Source organism: Allobosea sp. Root483D1 (assembly GCF_001429505.1).
Taxonomy (GTDB): Bacteria; Pseudomonadota; Alphaproteobacteria; order Rhizobiales; family Beijerinckiaceae; genus Allobosea.
Window position 1 is genome coordinate 36,241 of the sequence record NZ_LMJW01000001.1, and the last position, 18,446, is coordinate 54,686.

17 protein-coding genes and 1 pseudogene are annotated in these 18,446 nt (G+C 68.2%); 11 read left to right on the top strand and 7 right to left on the bottom strand.

What is annotated here, in order from left to right:
* Positions 1–414, bottom strand: a pseudogene (locus ASE66_RS33025) (alcohol dehydrogenase catalytic domain-containing protein); the annotation flags it as partial.
* Positions 415–510: 96 nt separating this feature from the next.
* On the opposite strand from ASE66_RS33025, the gene ASE66_RS00180 reads away from it, so the two are divergent.
* Together ASE66_RS00180 and ASE66_RS00185 are read left to right on the top strand one after the other, a co-directional pair.
* Positions 511–867 carry a winged helix-turn-helix transcriptional regulator gene (locus ASE66_RS00180; RefSeq protein ID WP_057187563.1) on the top strand — a complete coding sequence of 119 codons (357 nt, stop codon included), beginning with the start codon at positions 511–513 and terminating at the stop codon, positions 865–867.
* Positions 868–944: 77 nt separating this feature from the next.
* Positions 945–4,523, top strand: a complete 3,579-nt coding sequence (locus ASE66_RS00185) for a PAS domain-containing hybrid sensor histidine kinase/response regulator (protein ID WP_057187564.1) — start codon at positions 945–947, stop codon at positions 4,521–4,523.
* Between the two features lie 125 nt (positions 4,524–4,648).
* Here the strand turns inward: ASE66_RS00185 and ASE66_RS00190 are convergent, their stop codons facing one another.
* The gene (locus ASE66_RS00190; RefSeq protein WP_057187565.1) at positions 4,649–5,209 is read right to left on the bottom strand and encodes a thioesterase family protein; all 561 of its coding nucleotides are present in this window, start codon (positions 5,207–5,209) and stop codon (positions 4,649–4,651) included.
* Positions 5,210–5,498: 289 nt separating this feature from the next.
* On the opposite strand from ASE66_RS00190, the gene ASE66_RS00195 reads away from it, so the two are divergent.
* Complete coding sequence (locus ASE66_RS00195) at positions 5,499–5,963, top strand: Lrp/AsnC family transcriptional regulator (protein WP_200964529.1); 465 nt, start codon at positions 5,499–5,501, stop codon at positions 5,961–5,963.
* Between the two features lie 62 nt (positions 5,964–6,025).
* Positions 6,026–6,283 (top strand): exodeoxyribonuclease VII small subunit, encoded by a 258-nt coding sequence (locus tag ASE66_RS00200; protein ID WP_057187566.1) that lies wholly within the window; start codon positions 6,026–6,028, stop codon positions 6,281–6,283.
* 18 nt (positions 6,284–6,301) lie between these two features.
* Here ASE66_RS00200 and ASE66_RS00205 read toward each other — a convergent pair whose 3' ends face one another.
* The gene (locus ASE66_RS00205; protein WP_057187567.1) at positions 6,302–7,222 is read right to left on the bottom strand and encodes a LysR family transcriptional regulator; all 921 of its coding nucleotides are present in this window, start codon (positions 7,220–7,222) and stop codon (positions 6,302–6,304) included.
* Positions 7,223–7,307: 85 nt separating this feature from the next.
* On the opposite strand from ASE66_RS00205, the gene ASE66_RS00210 reads away from it, so the two are divergent.
* The gene (locus ASE66_RS00210; protein WP_057187568.1) at positions 7,308–7,856 is read left to right on the top strand and encodes an NAD(P)H-dependent oxidoreductase; all 549 of its coding nucleotides are present in this window, start codon (positions 7,308–7,310) and stop codon (positions 7,854–7,856) included.
* 52 nt (positions 7,857–7,908) lie between these two features.
* Here ASE66_RS00210 and ASE66_RS00215 read toward each other — a convergent pair whose 3' ends face one another.
* Together ASE66_RS00215 and ASE66_RS00220 are read right to left on the bottom strand one after the other, a co-directional pair.
* A complete protein-coding gene (locus ASE66_RS00215; RefSeq protein WP_057187569.1) occupies positions 7,909–8,499 on the bottom strand; it encodes a biotin transporter BioY in 591 nt (196 codons plus the stop codon).
* A gap of 156 nt (positions 8,500–8,655) precedes the next feature.
* On the bottom strand, positions 8,656–9,324 hold the full coding sequence (locus tag ASE66_RS00220) for a GntR family transcriptional regulator (protein ID WP_057187570.1): 669 nt from the start codon (positions 9,322–9,324) through the stop codon (positions 8,656–8,658).
* A 113-nt stretch (positions 9,325–9,437) separates the two neighbouring features.
* Between ASE66_RS00220 and ASE66_RS00225 the strand changes: the two genes are divergently transcribed.
* Both ASE66_RS00225 and ASE66_RS00230 read left to right on the top strand, forming a co-directional pair.
* Positions 9,438–10,358, top strand: coding sequence for a pirin family protein (locus tag ASE66_RS00225; protein WP_057187571.1), 921 nt, complete (start codon positions 9,438–9,440; stop codon positions 10,356–10,358).
* A 10-nt stretch (positions 10,359–10,368) separates the two neighbouring features.
* Positions 10,369–11,316 (top strand): DMT family transporter, encoded by a 948-nt coding sequence (locus tag ASE66_RS00230; RefSeq protein ID WP_057187572.1) that lies wholly within the window; start codon positions 10,369–10,371, stop codon positions 11,314–11,316.
* Here ASE66_RS00230 and ASE66_RS00235 read toward each other — a convergent pair.
* Positions 11,313–12,527, bottom strand: coding sequence for an MFS transporter (locus ASE66_RS00235; RefSeq protein WP_057187573.1), 1,215 nt, complete (start codon positions 12,525–12,527; stop codon positions 11,313–11,315). The two genes, ASE66_RS00230 and ASE66_RS00235, sit on opposite strands and share 4 nt — an antisense overlap.
* 152 nt (positions 12,528–12,679) lie before the next feature.
* On the opposite strand from ASE66_RS00235, the gene dxs reads away from it, so the two are divergent.
* Both dxs and ASE66_RS00245 read left to right on the top strand, forming a co-directional pair.
* Complete coding sequence (gene dxs, locus ASE66_RS00240) at positions 12,680–14,590, top strand: 1-deoxy-D-xylulose-5-phosphate synthase (RefSeq protein WP_057187574.1); 1,911 nt, start codon at positions 12,680–12,682, stop codon at positions 14,588–14,590.
* 3 nt (positions 14,591–14,593) lie between these two features.
* On the top strand, positions 14,594–15,340 hold the full coding sequence (locus ASE66_RS00245; protein WP_057187575.1) for a TlyA family RNA methyltransferase: 747 nt from the start codon (positions 14,594–14,596) through the stop codon (positions 15,338–15,340).
* A 98-nt stretch (positions 15,341–15,438) separates the two neighbouring features.
* On the opposite strand, the gene ASE66_RS00250 is transcribed toward ASE66_RS00245, so the two are convergent.
* Positions 15,439–15,924 carry a hypothetical protein gene (locus tag ASE66_RS00250; protein ID WP_057187576.1) on the bottom strand — a complete coding sequence of 162 codons (486 nt, stop codon included), beginning with the start codon at positions 15,922–15,924 and terminating at the stop codon, positions 15,439–15,441.
* A gap of 88 nt (positions 15,925–16,012) precedes the next feature.
* Between ASE66_RS00250 and ASE66_RS00255 the strand changes: the two genes are divergently transcribed.
* Both ASE66_RS00255 and ASE66_RS00260 read left to right on the top strand, forming a co-directional pair.
* Positions 16,013–16,771, top strand: coding sequence for an SOS response-associated peptidase (locus tag ASE66_RS00255; RefSeq protein ID WP_057187577.1), 759 nt, complete (start codon positions 16,013–16,015; stop codon positions 16,769–16,771).
* A 62-nt stretch (positions 16,772–16,833) separates the two neighbouring features.
* The gene (locus ASE66_RS00260) at positions 16,834–18,441 is read left to right on the top strand and encodes a gamma-glutamyltransferase family protein (protein WP_057187578.1); all 1,608 of its coding nucleotides are present in this window, start codon (positions 16,834–16,836) and stop codon (positions 18,439–18,441) included.
* Positions 18,442–18,446 lie beyond the last annotated feature (5 nt).

Genomic DNA, 18,446 nt, shown 5'->3' on the forward strand with positions numbered 1-18,446 from the left:
GTCGAACAGCGCCTCCCAGGCGGTGATCGCCGTCAATGGCATCGCCGCCGCTTCCGCAACCGAGAGCGAAGTCGGCCGGCGTCCGACGATGCGCTCGTCGACCAGATGATATTCGGCATTCGTGCCCGAACGGCCGATCGCACCGGCGTAGAAGACCTTGTCGCCCGGCTTGAACAATGTGGCGTCGGGACCGACCGCCTCGACCGTGCCGGCGGCGTCCCAGCCGAGCACCTTCACACCGCCCGGGTCGGGCTGCGAGCGCAGGCGCATCTTGGTGTCGACCGGATTGACCGAGATCGCCTCGACCCTGACCAGCAGGTCGCGGCCGGCTGCGTCCGGCTTGTCGAGCGTGAGGTCGAGGAGTGCTTCGGGATGCTCGATCGGATGGGATGCGCGGTAGCCAACGGCCTTCATCGGAAAATCTCCTGTTGCAGGCCGAGAAATACTGTTACGCTTCGATCCTGCAATACGCACAAAACGGACCAGTAGTATCAAGATGGATACTGTCGGATGCTGAAGACCAAGAAGCGCTATGACTGCGCTGCCGGCTGCCCGGTCGAGGTGACGCTCGACCTGATCGACGGCAAGTGGAAGGGCGTGATCGTCTACCACCTGCTCTCCGGCACGCTGCGCTTCAACGAGATCCGCCGGAAGTTGCCGAGCGCGACGCAGCGCATGGTCACCCGGCAATTGCGCGAACTGGAGGAGAGCGGGCTCGTCACCCGCACGGTCTACCCGCAGGTTCCGCCGCGGGTGGACTATGCCCTGACCGAGGAAGGCCGTTCGCTCGAGCAGATCGTCCGCGCCATGCACGCCTGGGGACAGCAGCGGCTGGAGCGGCTGGCTCAGCTCGCGGCGGCCGCCTGAACACCGCCAAAAGGCCGATGGCGGCGACGGCTCCGCAGCGATAGATTTGCCGGCGATCGCCGTTGCAAGGAGACGCGATGCTACCGGCCTGGTCCGTCGTCCTGAGCGCGCTCGGCTATCTCTGCGTTCTGTTCGCGATCGCCCATCTCGCGGACACTACCGGACGTCGCCTGATGACCGGGCGGGCGCGCACGACGATCTATGCGCTGGCGCTCGGAGTCTACTGTACGTCCTGGACCTTCTACGGCTCGGTCGGCTTCGCAAACCGCGCCGGCTTCGACTTTCTCGGCATCTATGTCGGCCCGGCGCTGGTGATCGGACTGGGGCACCGCTTCGTCGCCCGCATCGTCAGCATCGCCAAGTCGCAGAACATCACCTCGATCGCCGACTTCGTCGGCGCGCGCTACGGCAAGAGCGAGCGCGTCGCGGCGCTGGTCTGCATTGTCGCGGTGGTCGGCGCCCTGCCCTATATCGCCCTGCAATTGAAGGCGGTGGCGAACTCGCTCTCGGTGTTCTTCGCCGCCGCCGGCGGCCCTCCGCCGATGACCGACATCCCGATCCTGAGCGACCTCGCCTTCCTGGTCGCACTGGTGCTGGCCGGCTTCGCCTGCGCCTTCGGCACCCGCCATATCGACGCGACGGAGCACCAGGACGGGCTGGTGCTGGCGATCGCGGCCGAGTCGCTGGTCAAGCTCGTCGCTTTCCTGGCTCTCGGCGTCTTCGTCGTCTACGGGCTGTTCGACGGCGCCGGCGACCTCTTCGTCCAGGCGGCGCGGGCGGCTGCGGCTGCGGACAAGCCGCCGATCTGGGACCGGACGTCGAGCTGGCCGATGTTCCTGACCCTGACGGCGCTATCCTCATGCGCCGCGCTGCTGCTGGCCCGGCAGTTCCACATGGCGATCGTCGAGAACCGCGATGTCCGCGACGTGCGCCGCGCCGCCTGGATGTTCCCGCTCTATCTCGTGCTGATCAACCTGTTCGTGCTGCCTTTGGCGGCGGCGGGCGAGGTCCTCCTGCCCGGCTCGGGCATCGATCGCGACATGACCGTGCTGCTGCTGCCGCTGGAGAAGCAGGCGGGCTTCATCGCGCTCTTCGTCTTCATCGGCGGGCTGTCGGCGGGCACCGCCATGGTCATCGTCGCCTCGGTCGCACTCGCGATCATGATCTCGAACCATCTCGTCACGCCGCTGCTGCTGCGCGGGCGCGGCGTCAGCGTCGATCCCGAGCGCGCGGCCGCGCTGATCGAGCGCAAAGGCCGCAGCGGCCCGACCGGCGGCGACCTCGGCTCGCAGGTCGTGCATATAAGGCGCGGCGCCATCGTCGTCGTCATCCTGCTCGGCTACGCCTATTACCGGGCCGCGGGCGAGGCGGCGCTGGTCTCGATTGGCCTGCTCTCCTTCGCCGCGACCGCACAGATCGCACCGGCCTTCTTCGGCGGACTGATCTGGCGGCGCGGCACGGCGCTCGGCGCCGCCGCCGGCCTGTCCGCCGGCCTGCTGACCTGGCTCTACACACTTCTGATACCGAGCCTGGCGCTGCCCGGCGGGTACTGGGCGGGAATCGTCGAGCATGGGCCGCTCGGCATCGCCCTGCTAAGACCTGAGGCACTGTTCGGCCTGTCATTGCCGCCGTTGCCTCATGGCGTGCTCTGGAGCCTCGGCATCAACCTCGCCTGCTATCTCGGTTTCTCCATGCTGCGGCCGGCAAGCGCGATGGAACGGCTTCAGGCCAACGCCTTCGTCGAGTCCGACCGGGCGACCATGGCCCAGTCCTTCTCGCTCTGGCGCTCCAGCGTCACCGAGGCGGAGCTGCAGTCGACCATCGGCCGCTACCTCGGCCAGGAGCGGACACAGCGCGCATTCGAGGGCTTTGCCCATTCGCGCGGCGAGGTGCTGAACGGGGCGCGCGAGGCGGACATCCATATGCTGCGCTTCGGCGAGCATCTGCTCTCCTCGGCGATCGGCGCCGCCTCGTCACGCCTGGTGCTGTCGCTGCTTCTGAAGCGGCGCAATCTCTCGACCGAAGCCGCCTTCAAGCTGCTCGACGACGCCTCGGCCGCGCTGCAATACAATCGCGATATCCTGCAGAACGGCCTCGACCACGCCGGCCAGGGCATCACCGTGCTCGACCGAGACCTGCGCCTGCTCGCCTGGAACAAGGCCTTCATCCAGCTTTACGATCTGCCGCCCTCGCTGGTGCGCTTCGGCACCGGGCTCGACGAGATCGTGCGCTACAATGCGCAGCGCGGCGCCTATGGCGCCGGCCCACTCGACGAGCTCATGGCGGCGCGACTGGAGAGCTTCATCCACGACCGCGAACCGGTCCGGCTCAAGCTCTTCCCTTCCAAGAACGTGATCGAGATCCGCTCGAACCCGCTGCCCGACGGCGGCATCGTCACCACCTATACCGACATCACCGTTTCGGTCGCCGCCGAGGAGGAACTGGAGCGGACCAACGAAACGCTGGAGAGGCGCGTCGCCGAGCGCACCGAGGAGATCCGGCACGTCAACACCGAATTGCAGCGGGCCAAGGCCGAGGCCGACGAGGCCAACGCCTCGAAGACGCGCTTCCTCGCCGCCGCCAGCCACGACATCCTGCAGCCTCTGAACGCTGCCCGGCTTTACGCCTCGGCCCTGGTCGAGCGCGACCGCACCAGCGCACAGCCCGACCTCGCCGAGAACATCGACGCCTCGCTCGACGCGGTCGAGGAAATCCTGACCGCGCTGCTCGAAATCTCGCGGCTCGACGGCGGCGCGCTCAAGCCCGAGATCAGCAGCTTCCGCCTCGACGAATTGATGCGCCAGCTCCAGCGCGAATTCGAGCCGAGCGCCCAGGAAAAGGGGCTCCAGCTCGTCTTCGCGGCGACCTCGACGACGGTCCGTTCGGACCGGCGCCTGTTGCGCCGCCTGCTGCAGAATCTCGTCTCGAACGCGATCAAGTACACGCCGAACGGCAAGGTGCTGGTCGGCTGCCGCCGGCGCGACGGACAGGTCGCGATCGAGGTGCTCGACACCGGGCTCGGCATCCCGGCGAGCAAACAGAAGACCGTGTTCCGCGAGTTCCAGCGCCTAGACCAGGGCGCCAAGGTGGCGCGTGGCCTCGGCCTCGGGCTCTCGATCGTCGAGCGGATCGCGCGCACGCTCGACCACAAGCTCGTGCTCGCCTCGACACCGGGACGCGGCACGCGCTTCTCGATCGCGGTGCCGCGCGCCGCGCCTCTCCCGGCGATGGCGACGAATGCGGCCGCACGCAGCACGCCGTCGAGCAGCCAGCTCGCCGGCCTCAAGCTGCTCGCCATCGACAACGAGCCGACGATCCTCGACGGCATGCGCCTCCTGCTCGGCGGCTGGGGCTGCAAGGTCGAGACCGGGCGCGACCTCGACGAAGCCGTAGCGGTCATCGCCTCGAATGGGGCTCCGGACGTGCTGATCGCCGACTACCATCTCGACCATGGCGAGAACGGCATCGCGCTGATCTCGGCGCTGCGGCAGCACGTCGGCGGGCTACCGGCGATCCTGCTGACGGCAGACCGCTCGCCCGAGGTTCGGGAGGAGGCCGCGGCGCTCGATATCCATGTGCTGAACAAGCCACTGAAGCCAGGAGCGCTACGGGCTCTCTTGGCGCAATGGCGGGCGACGAGGCTGGCGGCGGAGTGAGAAAGCACGTCATGCTCGGGCTTGCCCGAGCATCTCAGGCCGGATGAGGTGTCGGTAGATGCTCCATCGTTATGAGATTCTCGGGTCTGCGCTTCGCTCCGCCCGAGAATGACGGCGCTGAAGCGCTACGTCCCCGCCGCCCCAGCCTGCCGCAACGCCTCCTCGGCCGCGAGGAAGGCTGAGACCTCTGGGCTGGGCACCGGGCTTTCCACTGCGACGCCCATTTCGGCGAAAAGGCGGGCAGCCGGCACATAGGCCCGGCCCTTGCGGTCGTAGAGCGCGGCGCGCACCAGCGCGACCGCGGCGACGATCTCCTGGCCGTCGCGCCCTGCCGCCAGGATGCGGTGCTGGATCACGACCCAGCCCTCGCTCCAGCAGAGCAGCCGCGTCTCCAGCCTGAGCGCGCGGAACAGGCGGACCTCGCGACGGAAGCGGATCGTGCCGCAATTGACCACCGGAACCCAGCCATGGCGCAGGATCGCGCGCCAGAGACCGCTGCGCAGCATCAGATCGGCGCGGCCGAGATCCATCAGCCCCCAGTAGCGGGCATTGTTCATGTGCAGGCTGGTGTCGAGATCGTGGGGCCAGACCCGGAAGGGCAGGACCGAGGCCTCGAAGGGAGGCTTCAGCTTCGGCTGGAACGGCCGCGTCAGCAGCAGCCAGATGAGGCGGAACCAGAGATTCATCGGCAGCGTCCCGGATAGAATAGTTTAGTTGTAAACGTTTTTACGGGCGCGGCCAGACCTGCCTAGCGGATGCCGTTGAGAGCAAGCCCTCCCGCCTCGCTCGACTGGAATAATCCTAATGCTGCGCTGCACGATCCTGCGGCGCAGGACGCCGCGACAGCGCCGCCATGCGGATAATGCGGGATCGTGCGCAAGATCATGCTTGCCAAGCGCAGTTTTTGCGCAGAAACATCTGCGCTTTCCGGCGACCGCGCCAGCCGCCGCCGGCCCACGGGACGACGCTCCAGCGATGCAGATCGAACTCGACTCGCGCGACAAGACGATCCTGAGGATCCTCCAGAAGGACGGCCGGATCACCAATTCGGACCTGGCCGAGAAGGTGCATCTCTCGCCTTCGGCCTGCCTGCGCCGCGTGCGCCAGCTGGAGGAGAGCGGGCTGATCCGCGGCTATGTGATGATGCTCGACGAGCGCATCGCCGGCTTCCCCGGCACCGCCTTCGTCTTCGTCACGCTCGACCAGCAGGGCCGCGCCTCGCTGGAGAGCTTCGAGAAGGCGGTGCAGGACCTGCCGGAAATCCTCGAATGCCATCTGCTCGCTGGCGCGCATGACTACCTGATGCGGGTGATTTACCGCGACAGTGCCGATTTCGAGCGCATCCACACCGACATCATCACGCAATTGCCGGGCGTCACGCGGGTGCAGTCGACCCTGACGCTGCGCACGATCAAGAAGACTTCGGCCCTGCCGATGTGAGGCTCGGGGTTGCGGCGAAAGGGACCAGAGCCGATAACGGGCCGCCAACAGGATTCGCGCCCGTGACCGACGCCAAGACCAATGCCGATGTCGCCGGCCTGCCCTTCGAGGCGGCCCTGAAGGAGCTCGAGGGCATCGTCGCCCGGCTCGAGCGCGGCGATGTCGCGCTGGAAGAATCGATCGATATCTACACCCGCGGCGAGGCGCTGAAGGCACGCTGCGATGCGCTGCTGAAGCAGGCCGAGGCCCGGATCGAGAAGATCACGCTCGGCGCCGATGGCAAGCCGACCGGCACCCAGCCGCTCGACGTCGGGAACTGACTGGCAATCCAACCAGCATCAGGCCGGTGGACTGACCGCCGCTGCTTCGCCGAGTACGGCCTCGATCAGGCGCGCGACATGCTGGACCGCGGGATCGCGCTCGCTGCGGCGATGCCAGGCGAGGTGCAGCGGGAAGCCATCGACCACGACCGGCGGCTCGAAAGTGGCGAAGCGACCGGCTTCCTCCGGCGGCAGAGTCCGGCTCGGCAGGAGCGCAATCAGGTCCGAGGTCAGCAGCAAGGGCGGCACGCTGAGGAAGCTCGGCACGACCAGGCCGATATGGCGCTTGCGACCGAGCCGGGCGAGCGCTTCGTCGAGCGGGCCATGGCTCTCGCCGCGACCCGAGACCAGGACATGCGGGAATGCGAGCCAGCGATCGAGGTCGAAGCCCGCTTGCGCTGGATGGCCTTGCCGCATCGCAACGACATAGCGCTCGCGCAACAATTCCCGTCGGGTGAAATCGGCGTCGATCATCGGGAAGACCGAGATGGCGAGATCGGCCTGCCCCTGCGCCAACGCGTCGAGCGTCGCCTGCGCCCCCTGCCAGGGCAGGATGGCGAGCGTCAGTCCGGGTGCCGTCCGCATCAGCTGCTCATAGGCCCGGCCCGTCACCAATTCCGGCGGCAGTTCGGCCGTCATCACCCTGACAGTCTGCTTCAGGCTCGTGAGGTCCGGCTCCGGCGCATCGAGCAGCACGGCCACCTGGGCGAGGATGTCACGCAGCGGCTGCTGCAGCGCCTGCGCCTTTGTTGTCAGTCGCATCCGTCCCCTGCCCCGTAGCAGCAGCGGGTCGCCAAAGAGGTACCGGCAGCGTTCGAGCGCGCTGGAAGCGGCCGGCTGCGACAGGCCGATCCGCTCCGCCGCGCGCGAGACATGCGCCTCGTCGAGCAGGGCGTCGAGGATGACGAGCAGGTTGAGGTCGATCGCCCGCAAATTCATAAGATCAATAATACGATATATCGATCATCCATTGGAGTAATTTCTTGGGCACCAACATCCTCCTGTCGAACCCAAGGAGGTCGCCATGATGAACACGCTCATCCTGCTCTTCCACCCCGATTATCAGAACTCGCGCGCCAACAAGGCCCTAGCCGAGGCAGCCTGCAGCCGGCCCGGCACGACCGTCGTCGATATGCAGGCGCTCTATCCGGATGGGCGGATCGATGGCGATGTGGAGGTTGCGCGGCTGCTCACGGCCGAGCGCATCGTCCTGCAGTTCCCGGTGCAATGGTATTCGACGCCGCCGCTGCTCAAGGCCTGGCAGGACGCGGTGCTGACCCGGATGTTCTACATCCACTACGCAGCGGAGGGCGCAAAGCTCGCCGGCCGCCCCCTCCTGATCGCCGCCACCGCCGGCAACGTCCTCGAGGCCTATATGCCGAGCGGGGCCAATTTGTTCTCGCTGCGCGACCTGCTGAAGCCATTGCAGGCGACGGCGCATCGCTGCGGCCTCGCCTGGCAGGAACCGTTCCTGGTCTATGACGTGCGCCGGACCGGCGCCGACGCGCTGGAGGCCGCCGCTGACCACTACGTCGCGCGGCTCGCCCAGCTCGAAACCCGGCAGGCCGCCTGACCGGCCGGGAGAGCGTGAGCGAGGCCGACGAAAAACGCCGGCCCGCTTGGACTTAGGCCTGTTCGGTGTTGCTCGTGCGGCGCACGAGCGCCATCAGGACCGCAGCGCCCAGCCCCGATTTCACCAACGTGCCGAGCAGGAAGGGCACGACACCGGCGAGCATGGCCTTCTCCGGACCGATCAGCGTTGCAAGCCAGAGCCCGCCGAACATCAGGCAGAGCGCATGGCCAAGCAGCATTGATGCGAAAGCCAAAGCCGGCCGGCTGCCATTCCAGCCGCGCTCGGCGAGCCAACCGACCAGCATTGCGACAAACGGGAAAGAGGCCAGATAACCAGCGGTCGGGCCCATGAAGGGCGCCGGTCCGCCGGTCCCGTTGGCGAGCACGGGCAGGCCGAGCGCCGCCTCCCCGAGCCAGGCTATGACGGTGATCGCGCCGAGCCGCCAGCCGTAGAGCGCGCCGATCAGGATCACCGCCAGCGTCTGCATGGTCATCGGCACCGGCAGCATCGGCACGCTGATCTGCGAGGCGATCGCCAGGACCAGGGTGCCGAGCACGACGGCCCCGAGCTGGACGAAAGCCGGGCGCGCCTGCAGATCGAGCGGACTGAAGCGGGCTGGCGTGGCGTAGCTGAGGTCGCTCATGGGTCAATCTCCATCGATTTCAGAATTATAGATAATTCTTTGACTTGATCTATCGTAGAGTCCACAGGCGCGAGCAGATTGCAAGCGAGCAGTACGCGGCTGCCTGCGAGCGCAAAAAAGCACGGCCACGCCGCGACCTTGCGCATGCTCCGGGCTTCAGCCCTGGATGGCGAAGACGTCCCGCGTCCCGCCCGCAGCCGTCCGCACCGGCTTGGAGCCGATCCATTGAACATGGCGGGCGAGGATCGCCGCCGCTTCTTCCACCTGTCCGGTGCGCAGCGCGGCGAGGATAGCGCGGTGGTCGTGATCGGTGCGCGCCTCCCAGTCCGAGCGCCAGGCCGAGAACAGGAAGCGGGCGCTGGCGGCATGGAGATCGTCGATCGCGGCGAGCAGGCGCGGCATGGCGCAGGGCGTGACGATCAGGCGATGGAAACGCCGATTCGCGTCCTCCCAGGCGCGGACATCCGGCGAATTGTCGCCGGCGCGGGTGGCTTCCTCGGCTTCGTCGAGGATGGCGCGCGTCAGATGCGGGCCGGCATGGCGCAAGGCGAGCACCTCCAGCGCCGCGCGCATCTCGGCGACCTCGCGGACCTCGCGCAGGTCGAAGGCAGCGACGCGCACGCCACGGCGCGGCTCGCTGACGGCGAGCCCCTGCGCCTCCAGCCGCTGGAAGGCTTCGCGCACCGGGACATGGCTCGCGCCGAACTCGACCGCGACATGGTCCTGTCGCAGACGAGCGCCCGGCTCGAGCTGCCCGGAAATGATCCGCTCGGCGAGGATGCGGCTGATGCGGACCGGCAGGGTCTCGGATGTCTCATTGGCCATGAATTATCGATAATTTCTCCGAGCGCCGACGTCGAGCCCGCTGCGGCCGGTTGTACCCTTGTCGTGCGCGGCGTCCGGGGCCAGTCTTCCCGGGCTCACAGGAGGACATCGCCATGTCGCAGCTGCCCGACCACGATCCGATCGCGGGCGACACCCGCTCCTGCGAGGCGCTCGAGCAGGTGATCGTGCCGCGCGCGCATGATCTCGGCGGCTTCTCGGTCCGCCGCGCTTTGCCCTCGATCGGCCGCAAGATGGTCGGCCCCTTCATCTTCTTCGACCAGATGGGCCCGGCCGAGTTCCTGCTCGGTGAGGGCATCGATGTGCGCCCGCACCCGCATATCGGGCTCTCCACCGTCACCTATCTCTTCGACGGCGAGATCATGCATCGCGATTCGCTCGGCACGGCGCTGCCGATCCGGCCCGGCGCGGTCAACCTGATGACGGCCGGGCGCGGCATCGTCCATTCCGAGCGCACCGCGCCGGAAGAGCGGCTGAAGGCGCCCAAGCTCTATGGCATCCAGACCTGGCTCGCGCTGCCGAAGACGCATGAGGAGGTCGCACCGGAATTCATCCATCATGCCGCGCCGGAACTGCCGCGCATCGTCGGCGAAGGCAAGCGCGTCAGCCTGATCATGGGCTCGGCCTTCGGCGAGACCTCGCCGGTGAAATTCCCCTGGGACACGCTCTATGCCGAAGCCGTGCTGGCGCCGGGCGCGATCCTGCCGCTCGACCCGGACTATCATGAGCGTGCCGTCTACATCGTCACCGGCAAGATCGACATTGCCGGCGACGAGTTCGGCGCCGGCCAGCTCCTGGTCTTCAAGCCGGGCGACCGCATCTCGATCCTCGCCGTCGACCAGAGCCGGCTAATGCTGATCGGCGGCGAGCCGATGGACGGCCCGCGCCATATCTGGTGGAACTTCGTGTCGTCGTCGAAGGAGCGGATCGACCAGGCCAAGCAGGAATGGAAGACCGGCCGCTTCGACACCGTCCCCGGCGACGCGGAAGAGTTCATCCCGCTGCCGGAGCGCTGAAGCCGCAGCCATGCCTGCCGACAGACCCGACCATCCAGCCTCCGCCGAGCCGGATGCGGCAGGCAGCGCGCGCTCCTCGCGCAAGCGGCTGAGCGGCTTCATCTGGGCGACGTTGACGGTCTCGATCTTCGCCGGCTGGTTCGTGGTCACGCGCTTCAGCGTGACCCGCATCCTCAATGTCTGGGACCTGACCGCGCTGCGCTACGGCATCGGCGCGATCCTGCTGGCGCCGGTATTGCTGCGCGATCTGCCGCCGCGAGCCTGGCGCAACGGCTTCGTCTTCGCCGCGCTCTGGGGCGCGCCCTTCGCGATCCTGGTCGCGCTCGGCGTGCAGATGACCTCCGCCGGACGGGCCGCCTCGGTGACGCCGACATTGATGCCGGTCTTCGCCGGCCTGCTGGGCTGGCTGCTGCTGCACCAGCCTCCCGGCAAGATCAGGCTCGCCGGATACGCCGCCATCGCCGCCGGGCTCTGCGGCCTCATCCTGACCGCGACCGGCGAACAGGGCGCGCCGAGCCTGCTCGGGCTCGGGCTGCTCGCCTTGGCGGCGGTGATGTGGGCTGGCTACACGCTGCTCCTGCGTGGCAGCGGCCTCAACCCGATGCAGTCGGCGGCGCTGATCTGCTTCTGGTCGGGCGTGATCTTCCTTCCCCTCTATGTCGCTCTCGACATCGGCCATCTCGGCCAGGCTCCACGGGCCGAGATCGCGATCCAGGGTGTCTACCAGGGCGTACTGATGAGCATCGCCGCGCTGATCGGCTTCAACCGCGCCGTGGCCCTGCTGGGCCCGTCGGCCGCAGCGGCGATGATCGCGCTCGTGCCGGTCGTCGCCTCGTTGCTCGCCATCGTCTTCCTGGGCGAGGTCCCGACAGTGGCCGAGGGCATCTCGATCGCGTTCATCGTCGGCGGCGTCCTGCTGGCGGCCCGGCCGGAGCGCCCCGCCCCCCAAGCAGCCTAGCCTGGGCTGAGCTCCGCCACCGGCATCACCTTCAGCCGCGGCATCTGCGAGGCGAGGATCGCCAGGGTCGAGAGGGCGAAGAGACCCACCGGCAACCACATGGCCATCTCGACGCCGAACCATTCGCCGGCAAGGCCGCCAGCGAGCGCTCCCACCGGACGCATGCCGTACATGGCGGTGGTAATCGTCGCGCTGACCCGGCCGAGCAAGGGCTGCGGCGTCACCGCCTGGCGTAGGGTCGTCTGGGTGATGAACCAGAGAATCGGGCCGAAGCCGAACAGGAAGAAGGCGAGTGCCAGCGCCGGCCAGCCGAGCGCAGGTGGCGCAAGCGCCAGCGCGGCTGCCCCGAAGAGCGAGACTGCCGGACCGAAGACGAGCAGCACCCCGGTCGGCAGGCGCGCGATCAACCAGGCGCCGGTGAGCGCCGCCGCAATCGCGCCGGCGCCATAGACGGACGAGGCCAGGCCGACGGTCGCCGGGTCGAGCGCCAGCACGCGCAGCGCATAGGGCGCGAGCAGCGCCATGAAAGCGAAGAAGGCGAGGTTCCAGCCGATGGCGCAGAGCGCGATCGGCCTCAGATAAGGATGGCGCGCGACGAAGGCTCCGCCCTCGGCAATGGCGCGATGCAAGGGCTGGCGCGGCTGCGCCGGCGGCCGCTCGGCCGGCAGGCGAGAGGCGGCCATGATCACGACGACGCCGCAGGCGGCACAGAGGCCAAGGCCGAGCCAACCAGAAGCCCGCGCCACGGCCCAGCCGGCGATCAGCGGCGCGACGAGGCTGAGGGCGGCGCGGCCGAGCTCGAGGCGGCTATTGGCCCGCGGCAATTCGGCCAGTGTCACCGCCTTGGGCATCAGCACGAAAATCGAGAGCGCGATGGTGACTGGCCCGGCCGCCGCGATGAAGGTCGAGAGCGCCAGTCCCGGCCCGATCGCGCCGCCGGCGAGCAGAAGCGCACCGAGGCCGGAGCCCAGGGTCATCAGTGCTCCACCCGCGAGGATCAGCGTGCGTGGCGCCATGCGATCGGCGAGCACACCGGCCGGCAGCGAGATCAGGAGCCACGCTGCCGATTGCGCCGCGACGAGGAAACCGACGAAGCGCGGGTTCGCACCGCCCTGTGTCGCCGCGAGCGTGATCGTATCGAGCGCGAGCTTGTCGGCGAACTGCGCCGTGACGCCTGCCAGCAGCAAGGCGATGAAAAAGGGCGAGGTCATGGGAGGCGTCCAGCGAAGAGGATGACCCGATTTTCCAGATCGGGCCTGCCGCTCCCACCCGTTTCCTGTCGACCTGCGACGACGAGCCGGTTTGCCAGCACCGCCGCGAAGGACTATTTCGAAGGCACGATCCAGCAAGCTTCGGCCAGCCCTTGCCTCGCCCCCACACTCCCCTCCTCGACCAGGTACCCGATCCGGCGGCTTTGCGCCGGCTCGACGACGCGCAGTTGCGCCAGCTCGCCGATGAGCTCCGGGCCGAGACGATCGACGCCGTCTCGGTCACCGGCGGCCATCTCGGCGCCGGCCTCGGCGTGGTCGAGCTCACCGTCGCCCTGCACCATGTCTTCGACACGCCGCGCGACCGCGTGATCTGGGATGTCGGCCACCAGGCCTATCCGCACAAGATCCTGACCGGCCGCCGCGCCGAGATCCGCACATTGCGCCAGCCCGGCGGGCTCTCGGGCTTCACCAGGCGCGCCGAGAGCGAATACGACCCGTTCGGCGCCGCCCATTCCTCGACCTCGATCTCGGCTGGTCTCGGCATGGCGGTCGGGCGCGATCTCGCCGGCAAGGCCAACAACGTCATCGCCGTGATCGGCGACGGCGCGATGTCGGCCGGCATGGCCTATGAAGCCATGAACAATGCCGGCGCGACCGGTTCGCGGCTGATCGTCATCCTCAACGACAACGACATGTCGATCGCTCCGCCGGTCGGCGCTATGTCGGCCTATCTCGCCCGCCTCGTCTCCGGCCGGACCTACCGCTCGCTGCGCGAGATCGCCAAGTACCTGGCCGAGAGGCTGCCGCGCTTCTTCCACGAGAAGGCGAAGCGGACCGAGGAATATGCCCGCGGCTTCTGGACAGGCGGGACTCTGTTCGAGGAACTCGGCTTCTACTATGTCGGCCCGATCGACGGGCATAATCTCGACCATCTGCTGCCGGTGCTGCGCAATGTCCGCGACGCCGAGACCGGACCGATCCTCGTCCATGTCGTGACGCAGAAGGGCAAGGGCTACGCCCCGGCCGAGGCCAGCGCCGACAAATACCATGGCGTGGTCAAGTTCGACCCGGTCACCGGCCTGCAGGCCAAGGCGCCGGCGAATGCGCCGAGCTACACCAATGTCTTCGCCAACGCCCTGATCAAGGCGGCGCGCGAGGACGAGAAGATCGTGGCGGTCACCGCGGCCATGCCGTCCGGCACCGGGCTCGATGCCTTCGGCAAGGAATTCCCGGGCCGGACCTTCGATGTCGGCATCGCCGAGCAGCACGCGGTGACCTTTGCGGCGGGCCTGGCGACCGAAGGCTTCAAGCCGTTCTGCGCGATCTACTCGACCTTCCTGCAGCGCGCCTACGACCAGGTCGTGCACGACGTCGCGATCCAGAAGCTGCCGGTGCGCTTTGCGCTCGACCGGGCCGGCCTCGTCGGTGCCGACGGGGCGACCCATGCCGGCGCCTTCGACGTCGCCTATCTCGCCTGCCTGCCCGACATGGTGGTGATGGCGGCGGCCGACGAAGCCGAGCTCACCCATATGGTCGCGACCGCGGCGGCCTATGACGCTGGCCCGATCGCCTTCCGCTATCCGCGCGGCGAAGGCGTCGGCGTCGAGATGCCCCAGCACGGCGTGCCGCTCGAAATCGGCAAGGGTCGGATCGTCAAGCAGGGCACGCAGGTCGCCCTGCTCTCGCTCGGCACGCGGCTGGCCGAATGCCTCACCGCCGCCGAGCAGCTCGGCCAGCGCGGGCTTTCGACCACGGTCGCCGACGCCCGCTTCGCCAAACCGCTCGACGAAGAGATGATTCTGCGCCTCGCCCGTGAGCACGAGGTGCTGATCACGGTCGAGGAAGGCTCGGTCGGCGGCTTCGGCAGCCATGTGCTGCACTTGCTGGCGCGCGAAGGCGCGCTCGATCGCGGGCTGAAGATCCGCAGCCTCGTCCTGCCCGACGTCTTCCAGGAGCACAACAAGCCCGAGGTGATGTATGCGCAGGCCGGGCTCGACGCCGCCGGCATCGTGCGCAGCGTCGAGACCGCGCTCGGCCCCGCCAGCGCCATCCGCCGCGCCTGACGCATGACCGCCGGCCTGCCGCGCCGGGTGCGCGCCGACCTGCTCCTGCTTGAGCGCGGCCTGTTCGAAAGCCGGGCGCGAGCGCAGGCGGCGATCGTCGCCGGCCTCGTCAGCGCCGATGGCGTCGTGCTGCGCAAGGCGTCGGAGACGGTTCTCGCTGCGGCGGTGATCGAGGCGCAGGCGGCGCATCCTTACGTCTCGCGCGGTGGGGTGAAGCTCGCCGCGGCGCTCGATACCTTCGGCTTCGACCCCAAGGGGCTGACCTGCCTCGACGTCGGCGCCTCGACCGGCGGCTTCAGCGATGTCCTGCTCCGGCGTGGCGCGATGCGTGTCTACGCCATCGATGTCGGCCAGGCGCAGTTGCATGAGAGCCTGCACGGCCATCCCCGCCTGACCAGCCTGGAGCGCCAGGACATCCGCACGCTCGATCCCGGCCTGTTTGCTGAGGTGCCGACGCTCGCCGTGATCGACGTCAGCTTCATCTCGCTGAAGCTGGTGCTGCCGGCAGTGGCGAAGCTGCTGGCGCCGCAAGCCCGCCTGGTCGCGCTGGTGAAGCCGCAATTCGAGACCAAGCGCTCGGCGCTGAAGAAGGGCGTGCTGCGCGACGAAGTGCTTCAGCAGCAGATCTGCGCGGAGATCGCGGAGGTCACCGCCGGCCTCGGCTTCGCGATCAGCGGGCTCGTCCCCTCCCCGATCGAGGGCGGCGACGGCAACCGCGAATTCCTGCTCGGCGGCGAGCGGGTTGCCTAGAGAATTTCCGCGTTTCTCCGAATCGCGGAAATTCTCCAGCTCTTTGTTTTATCGCATTTTCTTCACGCGAACCGGTGTCCACTTCGCTCGAAAATGCTCTAGCCCGCCATCACGGCGTCGATATCGGCCTGCACCGCGCCGGCATCGATATAGGCCGCCTCGCCCCGGCCGTTGGCGTTGATGAAGGCGTTGGCGCGCGCGATCAGGCGGCGCAACGACAGGCTGGCGACATCGACGATCAGGCCCGGGTCTTCTTCCGCCGCCATTTCGTCGAGCAGTGCCGTCGCCGTGTAGATCAACCGGTCCATGGCGGCGCAGAGCTGCTCGAACCCCTCCGCCTCGCGCCGGCCGAGCGCACGATAGGCGGCCATGGCATCGCCGGCACAGCGCAGCGGGGAAGCCGCGAAATGCTCGACATAGCCGAGCGCGCGCCAAGCCTTGAGATCACTGAGAATCTCGCGGTCGAGAGGCACCATCTCCAGCAGCATCAGCGCCTCGCTGTGCCGATTGAGATAGTCGGTCGAGAGTTGCGGAGTGGTTCCGCCCGCCGCGGTCGGTGATGTCTCGGTCGCGGAAGCAGACATGAAGAGGCCCCGGAAGCGGCGCGACTATGCTGTGCCAACCGCAAACAAAGTCTTGATCCGGTCACGATAAGGCGAAAGTGATCTCGGCATGTGTGGTCGCTATGCCATTACCTTGCCGCCGGAGGCGATGCGCGAGGCCTTCGCCTATCGGGAGCAGCCGAATTTCCCGCCGCGCTACAATATCGCGCCGACGCAGCCGGTGCCGGTGGTGCGCCTCGACGAGGGTCGGCGCCAGTTCATCCTGATGCGCTGGGGCTTCATCCCGGGCTGGGTCAAGGATCCCAAGACCTTTCCCTTGGTCATCAATGTCCGCAGCGAGAGCGCCGGCGAGAAGCCGTCCTTCCGCGCCGCCCTCGCCCGCCGGCGCTGCCTGATGCCGGCGGATGGCTTCTACGAATGGCATCGCCTCGGCGAAGGCCGCCAGCAGGAGAACAGGCCCTATCTCTTCCGCCGGCCGGATCATGGCCTCTTCGCTTTCGCAGCGTTGTGGGAGACCTGGCACAGTCCCGATGGTTCCGAGATCGACACCGTCGCGATGGTCACCGGCCCGGCGAACGGGCAGATGGCGGCGATCCACCACCGCTCCCCCGTCATCGTGCCGCCCGAGGCTTTCGACGCCTGGCTCGATCCCTCGGCAGAGCCCGCCACTGTGCGGACGCTGATGCGGCCGCCGCCCGACGATCTGCTGGAGATGTTCCGGCTCGGTGCAGGCGTGAACAAGGTCGCCAATGATGGCCCTGAGGTGCAGGAGCCATTCAATCCCGCCTCGGAACCGGCGCCCGCAGCCAAGCCCGTCATGCGTTCTCGTCGGGGCAGCCCGGACGATGCACAGGGCAGCCTGTTCTAGCGCAGACCATGACGGCGCGCTTACTCTGGTCCCAAACGAGACCAACAGAGGAAACGCCCGAGATGGATGGCCGCCGCCCGACGATGAGCTCCCTGCACGGCATGGTCGCCGCCGCCCACCCGCTGGCGGCGCAGGCCGGCGCGCGCATCCTCAGCCAGGGCGGCAATGTCTTCGACGCGGTCGGCGCGGTCGCGGCGGCGCTCAACGTGGTCGAGCCGTTCATGTCGAGCCTTGCCGGCATGGGCTCGGCGACGATGTGGGTCGCGGCCGAGAAGCGCGTTCGCGTCCTCGACTTCGTGCCGCGTGTGCCAGAAAGCTTCCCGATCGAGCGCTTCAACCAGCGTTCCGATCTCGAGCGTGGGGCGCTCGCCGTCGCCCCTCCCGGCAACCTCGCCGGCTGGTGCGAGCTCAACCGGGCCTATGGCCGCCTTTCCCTGGCGCAGATCTTCGCGCCGGCGATCGCGCTCGCCGAGGACGGCTTCCCGATCGCCGAGTTCGGCGTGACCGAATTCAATGAACAGGCGCCGCTGCTGCGCGAGCGGCCGGAGCTCTACGAAAACTGGGCGCGCAACTACCTGCGTGAAGGCGGGACAAGCGTCACGCTCGGGCAGATCCTGCGCCAGCCGGAGCTGGCGACGACCCTGCGCGACATCGCCTCCAAGGGACCTGGCCATCTCTATCAGGGCCCGCTCGGCGAGACGATCATCAACCATCTCAAGGCGCAGGGCGGCACGCTGACCATGGCCGACCTCGCCAAGGTCGCGCCCGATTGGCGCGAGCCGCTCGCCGTCGCCTATCGCGACCGCCAAGTGCACGTGCCGCCGCCGGCCTGCGAAGGCTTCCAGTTCCTGCTGACGCTGCGCATTCTCGACGGCTTCGACCTCGGCAAGCTCGAGCGCAACGGCGCCGAGCATCTCGACATCGTCTACCGCGCCATCCGCCTCGCAGCCGGCGTCCGGATCTCCAACAACAATCCCAAGCCCGAGAAGCTCGCCGAGATCCTCGCCGACGCCTTCGTCGAGCAGCTGCGGGCACGGGTCCGCGACGGCAAGCCGATCGACGGCCCGACCGAGCAATGGATGCCGCAGGCGCCAGCGGGCGAGGACCCCGGCCACACCACCTCGTTCTCGATCGCCGATCGCGACGGCAATCTGATCTGCGTGACGCAGAGCATCGGCAGCCCGTTCGGCAGCGGCGTCGTGGTGCCGGGGACGGGGCTGTGCCTTAACAACTTCCTCTACTGGGCCGACGTCCAGCCCGGCAGCCCGAACCGCTCGCTACCGGGCTCGGAACTGCCGATGTGCATGTCGCCGACACTCTCGACCCGGGATGGCGCGCCGGTGCTCGCCCTCGGCACGCCCGGCAGCTACGGCATCCTGCAGACGCAGGTGCAGGCCATGGTCCAGCATGTCGATTTCGGGCAGCCCCTGCAGGACGCGATCGAGGCCCCGCGCGCCCGGCTCTGGGACGGCCGCTCCATCGAGGTCGAGAACCGCATTCCGGCCGGAACGGTCACAGAGCTGGCCGCGCGCGGCCATGCGATCGTTCCGTTCGATACCGGCTGGACGATGCGGGTCGGCGGCATGCAGGCGGTGTCGCGCGATCCGGCGAGCGGGCGGCTGACGGGCGCCTGCGATCCGCGCCGCGACGGCTATGTCGCGACGCCGTAACGGGC

Coding starts and splice junctions, on each gene's coding strand:
- ASE66_RS00180 (WP_057187563.1), top strand. CDS start 511: ATGCTGAAGACCAAGAAGCGCTATGACTGCGCTGCCGGCTGCCCGGTC.
- ASE66_RS00185 (WP_057187564.1), top strand. CDS start 945: ATGCTACCGGCCTGGTCCGTCGTCCTGAGCGCGCTCGGCTATCTCTGC.
- ASE66_RS00190 (WP_057187565.1), bottom strand. CDS start 5,209: ATGAATCTCTGGTTCCGCCTCATCTGGCTGCTGCTGACGCGGCCGTTC.
- ASE66_RS00195 (WP_200964529.1), top strand. CDS start 5,499: ATGCAGATCGAACTCGACTCGCGCGACAAGACGATCCTGAGGATCCTC.
- ASE66_RS00205 (WP_057187567.1), bottom strand. CDS start 7,222: ATGAATTTGCGGGCGATCGACCTCAACCTGCTCGTCATCCTCGACGCC.
- ASE66_RS00210 (WP_057187568.1), top strand. CDS start 7,308: ATGATGAACACGCTCATCCTGCTCTTCCACCCCGATTATCAGAACTCG.
- ASE66_RS00215 (WP_057187569.1), bottom strand. CDS start 8,499: ATGAGCGACCTCAGCTACGCCACGCCAGCCCGCTTCAGTCCGCTCGAT.
- ASE66_RS00220 (WP_057187570.1), bottom strand. CDS start 9,324: ATGGCCAATGAGACATCCGAGACCCTGCCGGTCCGCATCAGCCGCATC.
- ASE66_RS00225 (WP_057187571.1), top strand. CDS start 9,438: ATGTCGCAGCTGCCCGACCACGATCCGATCGCGGGCGACACCCGCTCC.
- ASE66_RS00230 (WP_057187572.1), top strand. CDS start 10,369: ATGCCTGCCGACAGACCCGACCATCCAGCCTCCGCCGAGCCGGATGCG.
- ASE66_RS00235 (WP_057187573.1), bottom strand. CDS start 12,527: ATGACCTCGCCCTTTTTCATCGCCTTGCTGCTGGCAGGCGTCACGGCG.
- ASE66_RS00245 (WP_057187575.1), top strand. CDS start 14,594: ATGACCGCCGGCCTGCCGCGCCGGGTGCGCGCCGACCTGCTCCTGCTT.
- ASE66_RS00250 (WP_057187576.1), bottom strand. CDS start 15,924: ATGTCTGCTTCCGCGACCGAGACATCACCGACCGCGGCGGGCGGAACC.
- ASE66_RS00255 (WP_057187577.1), top strand. CDS start 16,013: ATGTGTGGTCGCTATGCCATTACCTTGCCGCCGGAGGCGATGCGCGAG.
- ASE66_RS00260 (WP_057187578.1), top strand. CDS start 16,834: ATGGATGGCCGCCGCCCGACGATGAGCTCCCTGCACGGCATGGTCGCC.